This is a genomic window from Roseibium sp., assembly GCF_965233565.1.
GTDB lineage: Bacteria > Pseudomonadota > Alphaproteobacteria > Rhizobiales > Stappiaceae > Roseibium.
Map to the genome: position 1 here is coordinate 5,356,412 of NZ_OZ247494.1, position 11,555 is coordinate 5,367,966.

13 protein-coding genes and 1 pseudogene are annotated in these 11,555 nt (G+C 59.8%); 6 read left to right on the forward strand and 8 right to left on the reverse strand.

Annotated elements, in window-relative coordinates:
- Positions 1–175: 175 nt before the first annotated feature.
- The 4 genes from ACO6TG_RS24380 (at position 176) to ACO6TG_RS24395 (ending at position 3,418) form a co-directional block, all read left to right on the forward strand.
- Positions 176–718: a VOC family protein gene (locus ACO6TG_RS24380; protein WP_094069932.1), complete on the forward strand. Its 543-nt coding sequence runs from the start codon at positions 176–178 to the stop codon at positions 716–718.
- Positions 719–792: 74 nt separating this feature from the next.
- A complete protein-coding gene (locus ACO6TG_RS24385; protein WP_422375574.1) occupies positions 793–2,403 on the forward strand; it encodes an FAD-dependent oxidoreductase in 1,611 nt (536 codons plus the stop codon).
- A 4-nt stretch (positions 2,404–2,407) separates the two neighbouring features.
- Positions 2,408–2,617, forward strand: a complete 210-nt coding sequence (locus ACO6TG_RS24390; RefSeq protein ID WP_422375575.1) for a DUF2783 domain-containing protein — start codon at positions 2,408–2,410, stop codon at positions 2,615–2,617.
- A 300-nt stretch (positions 2,618–2,917) separates the two neighbouring features.
- Complete coding sequence (locus tag ACO6TG_RS24395) at positions 2,918–3,418, forward strand: peptide-methionine (S)-S-oxide reductase (RefSeq protein ID WP_208988413.1); 501 nt, start codon at positions 2,918–2,920, stop codon at positions 3,416–3,418.
- Between the two features lie 51 nt (positions 3,419–3,469).
- Here ACO6TG_RS24395 and ACO6TG_RS24400 read toward each other — a convergent pair whose 3' ends face one another.
- Positions 3,470–3,844, reverse strand: a complete 375-nt coding sequence (locus ACO6TG_RS24400; protein ID WP_422375576.1) for a cupin domain-containing protein — start codon at positions 3,842–3,844, stop codon at positions 3,470–3,472.
- 184 nt (positions 3,845–4,028) lie between these two features.
- On the opposite strand from ACO6TG_RS24400, the pseudogene ACO6TG_RS24405 reads away from it, so the two are divergent.
- Positions 4,029–4,163, forward strand: a pseudogene (locus tag ACO6TG_RS24405) (LysR family transcriptional regulator); the annotation flags it as partial.
- 39 nt (positions 4,164–4,202) lie between these two features.
- A complete protein-coding gene (locus ACO6TG_RS24410) occupies positions 4,203–4,931 on the forward strand; it encodes a LysR substrate-binding domain-containing protein (protein WP_422378946.1) in 729 nt (242 codons plus the stop codon).
- 37 nt (positions 4,932–4,968) lie between these two features.
- On the opposite strand, the gene ACO6TG_RS24415 is transcribed toward ACO6TG_RS24410, so the two are convergent.
- The 7 genes from ACO6TG_RS24415 to ACO6TG_RS24445 all read right to left on the reverse strand — a co-directional run bounded on the left by ACO6TG_RS24415 (position 4,969) and on the right by ACO6TG_RS24445 (position 11,401).
- Positions 4,969–5,280: a DUF3088 domain-containing protein gene (locus tag ACO6TG_RS24415; protein ID WP_422378947.1), complete on the reverse strand. Its 312-nt coding sequence runs from the start codon at positions 5,278–5,280 to the stop codon at positions 4,969–4,971.
- Positions 5,281–5,291: 11 nt separating this feature from the next.
- Positions 5,292–5,783, reverse strand: coding sequence for a hypothetical protein (locus ACO6TG_RS24420; protein ID WP_422375577.1), 492 nt, complete (start codon positions 5,781–5,783; stop codon positions 5,292–5,294).
- 81 nt (positions 5,784–5,864) lie between these two features.
- On the reverse strand, positions 5,865–6,626 hold the full coding sequence (locus tag ACO6TG_RS24425) for a polysaccharide deacetylase family protein (RefSeq protein ID WP_422375578.1): 762 nt from the start codon (positions 6,624–6,626) through the stop codon (positions 5,865–5,867).
- Positions 6,623–7,777: a glycosyltransferase family protein gene (locus ACO6TG_RS24430; protein WP_422375579.1), complete on the reverse strand. Its 1,155-nt coding sequence runs from the start codon at positions 7,775–7,777 to the stop codon at positions 6,623–6,625. The genes ACO6TG_RS24425 and ACO6TG_RS24430 overlap by 4 nt, the downstream gene beginning before the upstream one ends.
- Positions 7,774–8,901, reverse strand: coding sequence for a glycosyltransferase family 4 protein (locus ACO6TG_RS24435; RefSeq protein WP_422375580.1), 1,128 nt, complete (start codon positions 8,899–8,901; stop codon positions 7,774–7,776). The genes ACO6TG_RS24430 and ACO6TG_RS24435 overlap by 4 nt, the downstream gene beginning before the upstream one ends.
- 23 nt (positions 8,902–8,924) lie before the next feature.
- Positions 8,925–10,145, reverse strand: coding sequence for a glycosyltransferase family 4 protein (locus ACO6TG_RS24440; protein ID WP_422375581.1), 1,221 nt, complete (start codon positions 10,143–10,145; stop codon positions 8,925–8,927).
- A 41-nt stretch (positions 10,146–10,186) separates the two neighbouring features.
- Complete coding sequence (locus ACO6TG_RS24445) at positions 10,187–11,401, reverse strand: glycosyltransferase family protein (protein ID WP_422375582.1); 1,215 nt, start codon at positions 11,399–11,401, stop codon at positions 10,187–10,189.
- Between the last annotated feature and the right edge of the window lie 154 nt (positions 11,402–11,555).

Sequence of the window (11,555 nt, forward strand, 5' to 3'; positions counted from 1 at the left end):
GAGAGATCCTCATATGAGAATGCTGCCCGGCTCCTGTCAATGAGTGTCGACGCGGAAGGAGGTGCTCAGACAGGCAATATTGGTTACGAATGTAACTAAATTGATCTAGGTCAAGGCAATCTGGAGATGGCCCTATATAGTTGCATATGTAACTAATTCCTGGAGGAGCGGTCCCATGAAAATCGAGCAGATGCATCACGTTGCCTATCGCTGCAAGGATGCCAAGGAAACTGTCGAGTGGTACGGCAAGATGCTGAAGATGGACTTCATCCTGGCCATTGCCGAGGACCATGTGCCCTCAACTCATGAGCCGGATCCCTACATGCATGTTTTCCTGGATGCAGGAAAAGGCAATGTGCTTGCTTTCTTCGAACTGCCGACCAAGCCGGACATGGGATTTGACCCGAACACTCCGCGCTGGGTGCAGCATATCGCCTTCAAGGTGAAGGACCGGGATGAACTGATCGCCTTCAAGGATCACCTGGAAGCAAACGGTGTCGAGGTTCTGGGCGTCACCGACCACTCCATCTTCCATTCCATCTATTTCTTTGATCCGAACGGCCACCGCGTCGAACTGGCCTGTCCGGATCCGGAAGAAGACCGTCTTCTGGCCCGTCTCGATGAAGTCAAGTGGCAGATGCTGGACGAGTGGTCGAAGACCAAGCGCGCACCGAAACATGCCGAATGGCTGCATGCCAAAGAGCTGGCAGATGTGTGAGCAGCAGAAATGCACGCGCTGCGGCAAATGCGGCGCCATCGAAACGGCCCTGGCGGACCTGGGAGGAGAGCCTGATGTTTCAAACCTATCAATATCCGGAATTCGAGTATCGGCAGTCGGAGGAGCAGCGGACTGGAACGGTCAAGCGCCATCCGGTGGTGGTGATCGGGGCCGGACCGATTGGCTTGACGGCCGCGCTTGATTTCGCGCAGCGCGGCATTCCGACCGTCGTTCTGGACGACAACAACACCGTTTCCATCGGCTCGCGCGCTGTTTGTTATGCCAAGCGGCCGCTGGAAATCTGGGACCGTCTCGGTTGTGCGGAGCGCATGATTGACAAGGGAGTCGAATGGCAGCTTGGCAAGGTGTTCTTTCGCGACGATCTGGCCTACAGCTTTGACCTCCTGCCCGAGGACGGTCACAAGATCCCGGCCTTCATCAACCTCCAGCAATATTATCTGGAGGAATACATGGTCGATGAGGCCAAGGCGTCGAACCTCATTGACCTGCGCTGGAAGCACAAGCTGATCAACCTGACCCAGGACGAAACCGGTGCCACTCTGACGGTGGAAACACCGGACGGGGTCTTCCAGATGGAAGCCGAGTGGGTGCTGGCCTGCGATGGCGCCAATTCCGACACGCGCAAGATGGTGGGGGCCGGGTTCTCCGGTCAGTTCTTCCAGGACCGGTTCCTGATTGCCGATATCATCATGAAGGCCGATTTTCCGACCGAGCGCTGGTTCTGGTTTGACCCGCCGTTCCACCGCGGGCAATCCGCGCTGTTGCACAAACAATGCGACGATGTCTGGCGGCTCGATTTCCAGCTCGGCTGGGATGCCGATCCGGAAGAAGAGAAAAAGCCGGAAAACATCATCCCGCGCGTCAAGGCCATGCTCGGCGAGGACAAGGAATTCGAGCTGGAATGGGCTTCGGTCTATCAGTTCGCCTGCCGGCGGATCGACAGGTTCCGCTATGGCCGGGTGCTGTTTGCCGGTGATGCCGCCCACCAGGTCTCGCCCTTCGGTGCGCGCGGTGCCAATACCGGCGTCCAGGACATCGACAATCTGGGCTGGAAGCTGAAACTTGTGCTCGACGGTGATGCGCCGGAAAGCCTGCTCGACAGCTATCACGAGGAGCGGGCCTTTGCGGCCGATGACAATCTCCTCAACTCCACCCGCTCGACCGATTTCATCACGCCGAAAAACGAGGCCTCGCGCCGCTTCCGCGACGCTGTGCTGGACTTGTCGGAGGTGACCGACTTCGCCAAGCCGCTGGTGAACTCAGGACGTCTCTCGGCGCCAACGCCCTATACGGAAAGCGCCCTCAACACGGAAGACGAATCCAGTTTTGCCGGCAAGATGCATCCGGGTACCTGCTGCTCCGATGCGCCGATCAAGGTGAAGGGTGAGGACGGCTGGTTCCTGAACCAGGTCGGAGACGGCTTCACATTGCTGGTCTTCGGTGCTGAAGAGGCGCGGGATATCTCCGCCGGTAATGTTCAGGCCCGTGTACTCAGGGTCGGCCGGGACCTGGAGGATGCAGATGGCAAGCTTGCGGAACGGTATGACGCCCAGCCGGGTACGGTCTATCTGATCCGGCCGGACCAGCATGTCGCAGCGCGCTGGCGCTATTTCAACGACAACAAGGTGGAAGCTGCCCTGAAAACCGCGATTGGAGGCGCATGATCCGATGGCCCTTGAACTGACACGGAACATCCCGGACCCGGATGGGTTTTACGAGCACCTGGTCTCCAGCCAGCGCCACATGAGCGACGAAGAGGCAAACTGCATGAATGCCCGCCTCGTCCTGGTTTTGGCAAACCAGATCGGCGATCTGGACACCCTGAAAGCTGCCATCGACTTTGCCGCCGATCCGAAGGCGGGCAGGAAGGCGGTTTAGGGAAAGGGGCAGGCTGCAAGGCCCCTTCAACAAACACTGGTGTCACCCCGGGCTCGCATCGCGAGACCCGGGGCCCACTCGTTTCCAGAGAGCCGGAATTGAGGACAATGTGTCGACACAAAAGTCCCCTTTCACTGATTTGCAATACGACTGGGCCCCGGATATCCGCTTCGCTGCGCCCGGGGTGACACTCTGGAAGGTGTCTTCCATCTCCTCTGGGGGAATCTCGCTGAAGTCATTTTGGTTTCTTCAGCCAGACAGGCACACTGAGCTCATCTCATTGAAGTGGTGGAGGTCAGGGTGAAGATCGGGCTGGGCGGCGGCTGCCATTGGTGCACCGAGGCCGTTTTTCAGGCAATTCAGGGCATTTCAGACGTGGATCAGGGGTTCATCCGCTCCGATCCGCCCGAGGACGCCTGGTCGGAAGCGGTGGTCGTCACGTTCGATCCGGTCGAGCTGCCGCTGGAGGTGCTGATCGAGATCCATCTCAGAACCCACTCCAGCACCTCGCGGCACAAGATGCGCGGCAAATATCGCAGCGCAGTCTATGTCTATGATGCTGGCACCGGTGTGAAGGTCGGCCGGATCCTGCGGACGCTGCAGCATGATTTCGACGAGCCGCTGATCACAAGCGTGATGACGCTTGCCGATTTCAAACCCTCCGACGAGCGGTTCCGGAACTACTATGTGAACGGTCCGGAGCGGCCTTTCTGCAAGACCTATATCGACCCGAAACTGGCGTTGTTGCGACAGAAATTTGCCAGAGTGCTTCGGCCGGATCGGTTCGAGGCTGCGGAGTAGGCCTGCAGCAGGAGCAAAGGCATTGCTGTGCAGGCCGACTGGGGTTTCAAGTCAACTGAAGTCATATCCAATGGCCGCAAATGTGTCCGACGGAAAGCCGTAGGCGAAGACCAGCCCGTCATCACCGGCAACGACACCATGACGGGCATTTGGCGGGATGAAGATCGCGGTACCCGCCACGATTGCGATATCTTCGCCTTCGATCGTGACAACCCCTGAACCGCTTAGTCCGAAATAGAATTCAGCCGGCGCGTGACGATGCGGATTGAGGCTGCCCCGTGCACCGAACGTTGCCACGCCAAAGACAAGCCCGCTGGATGGCGTCTTGTTGGCACAGATGAGCGTGCGCCACTGCACCGTACCAAAGACTGGATCAAAACCGCCTTCCAGCGTCTGATGTTCCAGATGCATGGCAAACCCGCTCATTGCGGAACGTCGCGAAGGATCGAACCCCTGTCCGGCAGTTTCGTGTAGCGCAACCTGGCTCATAAGACCTCCCATTCTTTCTCAACGCCAATTTCCCTTTGGCAGCGGCGCTGACAATTTCTGCAAAACATGGTTTTCTGACAAGATCTGAAAAACTCATGATACTATGCGCTGAGATTATAATATGGATCGTCTTCCTCCCTTCTCCAGTTTGCTTGCCTTTGATGCGGTGGCGCGGTTAGGCACGCTGACGCGTGCTGCTGGGGAACTCAATGTTTCTCAGCCAGCGGTTAGCCGGCGGCTGATTCAGCTGGAAGAAGATCTTGGTTGCACGGTAGTCGACCGAAGCACCCGGCCTTTGACTTTGACTGCCGAAGGACTGGAGCTCTTTGATGTTCTGCGCTCCGGTCTTTCGCGCCTGGAAGCGGTTGTCGCACGAATGAGGCAGAAGTCGCACCAGGACACCGTCAGCATCAGTTGCGGGTCCGGATTTGCCGCCTATTGGCTGATCCCGCGTTTGCCGGAGCTGGAGCTCGCTGTCCCTGAAGCGTCGATCCAGATCATCAGTCAGACGCATACTGACGATACCAATTCAGCTGATGTTCAGATCCGCTTCGGGGATGGCGTCTGGCCTGGACTTGAGGTGGCGGCCGTACTTGGAGAAGAGGTTTTTCCAGTCGCCAGTCCGGCCTATCTCGAACGCGCCGGTAAGGCCTATTCGGTCGACGATCTCAAGACCGAACGGCTCCTCGGTTTGCGGGGCGACGTCGGGGCTTGGTACAATTGGCAGACCTGGTTCGACGCCATAGGAACGCCCGTCAAAACAAAACTGCGGACGCTTGATTTCGACAGTTATGCCCTCATGATCAATGCGGCGCTGGCCGGGCAGGGCATTTGTTTATGCTGGGCGGGTCTGCTCGATCTATTTCTTCAAAATGGAGCACTGCAGAGACTGACCGATCAATCGGCCACCTCGGAACGCGGGTATTTTGTCACCTTTCGGCAGGATGAGCTGGAAGGCTCCACAGTGCGGCGCGTGTCGGATTGGCTCGCCTCTGTTGATGAGCCGGAACCGGTTCGCCTTTGAGCCAAACTGCGCGGACGCATGGGCTGCCAGCGCGATTTCAAGGGTGCGGGTGGGGAAAGCCATGCCGCTCGGTCAGTGCCGCAAGAATGGCGTCCTTGTCATCGATGAAGCCGCCTTCGGCGAGAACCAGCACCGGCAAGCTTTGATGGGCTTCGCCGAGCAAGTCGACCAGTTCCTGCCGAGGCCGGGGCCAGGAAATTCGCTGCACTTCGAGCCGACCGGCCAATTCCGGAAAAGAGGACAGCACACCCTCCATCAGCGCGCAGTGCCAGCAATAGAAGGTCTTGCCGGGGTAGGCGGGGTCTTTGAAACCTAGCTTGAGAAGGAATAGTTGATCCACGTCCTGAATTCCAGATTTGGCTATGCTTGCGGAGCGAGCGCCAAGGTCATCCCGGCGTCGGTAACGGCGGTTTTAGCAACCTCAAAAGCTGCTGAAATGCTGCTCTGCCGGACCAGCAGCTGGTGGGCGAACAGATGAACAAACAAGGGCAAGTCCCGCGCCTCTGGCTGCTGACCAGGGGCGATGAAGGCACGGGCCCCTGCCGAGAGGAAAGCCTGTTGCATGTCGCTGGTACCAGTGCCACAGGCGGTGCTCAGGATAATCGGGAGAGACGGATTGCTTGTCGCCCTGATCACCTGCGGACCAAGCTCGCCATCCTTCAGTGTGGAAACGTCTATGCCGGGCCCATAGTCGCCGAAGTGGAAGCCGCCATCAGCACCATGCGCCGAAATAATTATCAGGCTGGCAACTGCGTTGGGGGTTGAGAGAACAGCGAGAAAATCCCCAGGTGTCCCGACAGGATAGTAGGACACAAAAGCGCCAAGACTTTCCAGGACCAGCCTCAAGGTCATGGCCTCGCCTGAATCGCCCACGGCAACTAGGGACACGGGTTGCAGCGGACTGAAAAATTGCTCAACGACCAAAACGACCTCCTATCCCGGAAAAAGCCCCTTCGCCCTCGGCCAGTCCGCCCCTTCATGATGTGCCGCGATTTTCAGGAACACCTCCAGAAATTCGAAGCAGCCTTCGTCATGGGCGAGGTGATGCGTCAGGAGCCCAAGCGGTTCGCCGCCGGTATTCCGCCGCCGTGTCAGTTGCAGGTCAAAGCGAAGGCGCGCGCTTTCCCAGCCGATGAACCGGACCTGCTTCTTCCACTTCAAAATATCAACATGGGACTGCACCTGGCTGGCCTTCGGGAAATGGTACCAGGTGAAAGTCGACAGGCCCGGCAGGCCGATCTCCGGCAGTCTGTGCCGGATGCCCGGAGCGATCCGGTTCCAGGGCGGCACCATGGCAGGAATGAACTTGTCGCCAAACAGGGTTTCGAGCCGTGCCTTGCCGGCAGAAAGCTCGGCCATCAGCTCGTCGGGGTCGCGGCGGGAGCCGAGTTCTGCAGCCTTTTCACCAAGATCCTTGCGCTGGAAATTCTTGTGCTGCCAGCCATGTTGCAGCACCAGTGCGTGGGGTTCTGTGGCAAGGCGCTCGGCAAGGGCTTCTGTGGCGGTTTTCGGAATGACAGCGAGCGCCAGATCGACATTGTGCCGGTTGGCCAGGTCGAGCATGCGGTCGAGGGCCGGTGTAGGTTCGATCGCGTCATCGTCCCGCCACCAGAACCGGACCTTTCGGTTCCGCTCCGCGAACCAGTCGAGATGCCGGGTGAGCTCGCGCTGGAAGCGCTGAAGATCGGTCGTCATGCGCTTCTTTCCTTCAGGTCCTCAAGCAGAATGGCAGCACTTTTTTCAGCGCCGCCCAACGTCACTTCGTGAGATGCGCGGGGAAGGGCGAGCGCATCATCGATTGCCGCTGCAAGGCGCTCCGGTGTCAGAGCCGCTTCCGGTGTGACAATGGCCCGCCCGTGGCGGGCAAGCGCTTCGGCGCGCTGCGTCTGTTCGGTTTCGTTGGCCTGGGCGAACGGCACGAACACTGCCGGAACGCCGGCAACAAGAACATCGAGCACGGTGTTGTAGCCGGCCTGGCTCACGGAGAGCCTTGCCCGCTTCAGAAGCTCCGGAAAATCGCGGCGTGCGCGCTCGACGATCACACCTTCCGACGCGCTTTGCCGGTAAATGCCAAAGGCATCTTCGGAGATGTCATGCCCGATCAGCACGCGCCAGGACGTATCCTCGGTACGGCGTGACAACGGCCGGGCATCAAGGGCCGCAGACAGCAGGTTTTCCGCAACAGCACCGCCGCCGCAGGAGATGATCACCTCGTCCTCACCGTCGCGGCTGTCTGACGGGGGGCGGGGCGCACCGCCGACATAGCCCGTGTAACGCACCAGCTCAGCGACGTCGTCTGCGAATGGGAAACTGTCCTCCAGACGGATGAAGCCCGGGTCGGCATGCACCAGAATGCGGTCGTAGTACTTGAGGGCCTGGTCGGCCATCCAGCGCTCCTTCCAGAGCTCCTTCTTGCGCACCAGAATGTCCCGGATGGAGGTGGCAATCAACGGTGGCTTTGACCGTGCCCTGGCGGTGTCCAGAAGAGGTGTCAGCTCGAAGTCCAGCTGACGCCGGCCGAAGGGATAGGTCTCCGTCAGGAGTAGATCGTAATCCTGTGCGTCAAACGCTTGAATCGATGCATTAACGCGGGCCGATTTCCATTCATCGTCAATATCTTCATCAGCTACAGTGACAAGGCGCTTGAAGCCTGCATCCGGGCTTTTGCAGGCCGGCAGCTCGATGATCTCAAGACCGCTCGTGTCCAAGGTTGGGGGGATCCGGTTGCCACTGGCAAGCGTCACCTCCACACCGAGGCTGACAAGCGCCTTGCCAATGGCCGCGGCACGGACGACATGGCCCGTCCCCAACAGGTGCTGCACATGAATGAAGGCTTTTGGGCTCATGCCGTGTCGCTCGTCCTGGCGGTCAGATGGTTGCGTTTTGCTTTTTCGATCAACGCTTCCAGGCGTGCAGCCCCGGCCTCAAGCGTGTGAACATTCAGGATGTGCACACGGGCGGCAGCGCCCAGTTCGTCAGCGAGCGACGGCGTATCTAGCACCTTGCCCAGATTGGCGGCCAGGGCACCAATGTCGCCCTCAGGCGAGAGCAGCCCGGTTTTGCCGTCAAGAACGATGTCGGGAACCCCGAACGTGTCCCCGGCGATAATTCCCAGACCTGCTGCCTGGGCTTCCAGAAGCACAAGGCCGAAGGCCTCCCGGATGGCGGGCCAGACGAGCAGGTCATGGCGGGCATACTGCGCTGCGAGCGCGTCCTGTTCGAGCGCACCGAGAAAGGTCGCGCGGTCGGGCGGGAACAGCGTTTCAACCTGCGCCCGCATTGGTCCGTCGCCAATGATGGTCAGGTGCCAGGGCGTATCACGCAGCTCATTGAGGGCCGCGGCCAGAACCTCGTAGGACCGCTGTTTGTCGCCGTCGCGCATCATGCCGACGGCCAGCAGTTTCAACGGGGCGGCGGCCAGCGGTTTGGCGTCGGCGGAAGCGGCCAGAAACGGGGCCGCGTCCAGAAACGGCAGCAGCACCGAGAGGTTTCTGTGCGGCACGGCTGCGGCCAGACACTCCAGATCTGCATTGTGGATGGCAGCGACCGCGTCGGCGCGTTTGAGCGCCGCATCAGCTGCGGCAAAGCCGAAAGCCCAGTCACCGGTCTGCCGTTTCGGCGCGCGGCTTGCCTCGACAATGGCGTAAGGCAGATCGAAACGGTCGGCCAGAACCGGGCCAATCCAGTCCGGAGCCTTGTGATAGAGATGGTAAGTCAGAAAAAGATCTGGCCGGTATCCGGTTTGCTCCCAGTCGGAGGCGGCACGCTCTGCTTCTGCCAATGCGTCGTCGCGAACCTGTTGCTGGATCGCGGCACCACCGTCCTTGCGCCAGGACCGAAAACGGCTTACGACCGTCACTTCATGGCCAAGGCTTTCCAGAGCCCTGACGATCAACCGGCCCATGGTTCGATCACCGGAGGGGACCGGGTGATCCAAAGGTTTCATCGGTGCGGTGAAGGCGATTTTCATGACTGTCCCATTGCGGATTGCGGTCAGAGAACCTTGCGAAATTTCTCCGCCAGACGATCGAGCCCAGGGTCGGTCGAAAACTCGGAGCGGACCCGCTTTGCCGCTGCCTGTCCCAGTTCGTATCGCGTCTGAGGGGCCTGAATGAGGCGGCTCAGGGCGTCTTTCAGCTGGTCCGGTGCTCCGGGCGCGACCAGAACGCCGGTTTCGCCATCCAGGATCAGTTCAGGGATGGCGGAGACCTGTGTCGACAGGCAGCACAGGCCCATGGACTGGGCTTCCATCAGCACGTTGGGCAGACCGTCCCGGTCGCCGGACTTGGCCAGTTTGGAGGGCAGGACGAACAGGTCCGCGTCCTTGCAGGCGGCGATGACCTCTTCACGCGGCTGTGCGCCGCGCCAGGTGATCCGATCCGAAAGCCCGAGAGCATCTGCCTGGTCCTTCAGAACATCCGACAATTCACCACCGCCGATATGGGTAAAGGTCCAGTTGAGGTTGGCTGGAAGCTGCGCAAGGGCGGCCAGGAGATCGTCATACCCCTTCTTCTCCACCGCACGGCCGACGGACACCAGGCGGACGGGGGCATCGCGGCCATCACGCGTCGACGGCTCGCCGTCGGGTTCCGGAAAGCCGGAAAAGTCGAGGCCGTGGTAAAGCAACTCGACCTTGCCGGGATCATCGGCAAGCCCGTTCAGGTATTTCTCGTTGACAGCCGTGCAGGTGACACCCCAGGCGGCATCGTTGATCTTGGTCTTCAAGTCCCAGTCCGGGCTGGTCCAGATGTCCTTGGCATGGGCGGAGAACGACCAGGAACGACCGGACAGATGGGCCGCGTAGCGTGCTGCCGAGCAAGGCGTGTGCAGATAGTGGGTGTAGATCCAGCTGATGTCCTCCGGCAATTCATGCGCAAAGACACAGCCTTGTGCCCATCGCCGCCGGCGGTCCGCATTGGGCTGTTGCTTGAAATCGGCGTCGAACAGCGCCTTGGCGGTCGCGTAGGTTGGTTGTTTTTCCGCCCAGCGTTTGGCGCGGGCAACGCGGGCCGGGTCGTCCCGCACATATTCCGGCAGATACATCACCTCGGCCGATATCTGCCGATGCAGGTCGTGGATGAAAGGGTCATAGGGTTTGCGCAGGGCGACGATCAATACACCGATGCCCCGGCGTTCAAGGCCGAGGATCTCCTGCGCTATGAAGGTTTCTGACAGGCGCGGGTAGCCTTTGACCACAACGGCGATACGGGACATCCAGTGTCTCTCTGTTTTCGGCAGGTGAATGCGGCGATGGGCTAGAAGTTGACCAGTTTCCGCTCGTCGGATTGCTGCTCTTCGAAGATTTCGCCCACACGGTTCGAAATGATCTCGAGCCCGCCCAGAAGATTGTCGACACCGGCTGAAGAGGGAGGAGCCATTTCCGGCAGCTCCGACAGCGCGGCGGCCATCAGATCCGGATCCGGATATCGGTCAATCGGCAGGACCTTGAGCAAGCCACTCTTTTCGGCGCGTTCAGCGCGAATGGCCTGCTCCCGGCGCGGCACCACGCGTGGTACCATCAGGGTCGGTTTGTCGAAGGACAGGATTTCACAGAACGTGTTGTAGCCACCCATGCCGACAATCGCGGTGGCGTTCGCCAGGTATGGCTCGATCTGAGGGGTGAAGCGTATGATTTCCACGTCCCGGAGATGCTCTGCCCGTTCACTGAACTGTGCGGCCGCTGCGGCCGGCATGAAGGGGCCCAGAACGATCAGAGCCGGAAAAAGCGGTCTTTGCCGGGCTTCATAGGCGCGCATGACCCAGTCGACCATTTCGACCCCGTCGCCACCACCGCCCGGCGTCACCAGAATATAGGGTTCGTCGTCGAAGGGCGTCGGCGCCGGTTGATCGAGCGCTGACTTCGGCAGTTCGCGGCGCAGATATCCGGTATAGCGCAACTTGTCGGAAACGGTTTCCGGCAGGTCTATCCCGTCAAGCGGATCGCAGATGTCCTCTGGGCCATAGACCCAGATCTCGTCGTAAAGGTCTTTCAGCGCGGGATAGACGTTCTTGCGGTCCCACTCTTCCTTCAGGATCTGCGGGTCATCCATGACATCGCGCAACCCGAGCACCAGGCGCGTATCCGTTTCCTTCAGGGCTTCCAGGGTTGGCAGCACTTCGCCGCGCAGCCCGAGCGGTTCCTTGTCGACGATGAAGATATCCGGGTCGAACACCTTCGCCGTATGTTCGATGATCGAGGACCGGATCGCCAGCGTCTGATCGATGTTGATATGCAGCGAGAGCGGCGTGTACTCGCCGTTGCGCAATTTGATCACGCCGGGAATCCGGACAAAGTCGACACGGGAGCGGAATTCGAAACTTCCGATGATCGGGGAGCCGGACAGGATCAGGACGGACAGGGTGTCGAAATCGCCGACCAGTGACTGCGCAATGGCCCGGCACCTGCGCAGGTGGCCCAGTCCAAAGGAGTCATGGCTGTAGATGAGGATCTTCGGCGTCTTGGAACTCATACTGCCCCTAAATGTGTAAATCTGCCCCGAGAAGGCTTATGTCTCAATTGATTGGGTGTTGTCACGTGCGGATATGGCTTGACACGGAACTTTCGACAAGGAACGGTCTGCGGACCCTTTCAAACTGATTGTTGCTAATGCTAATCCTAGCTGG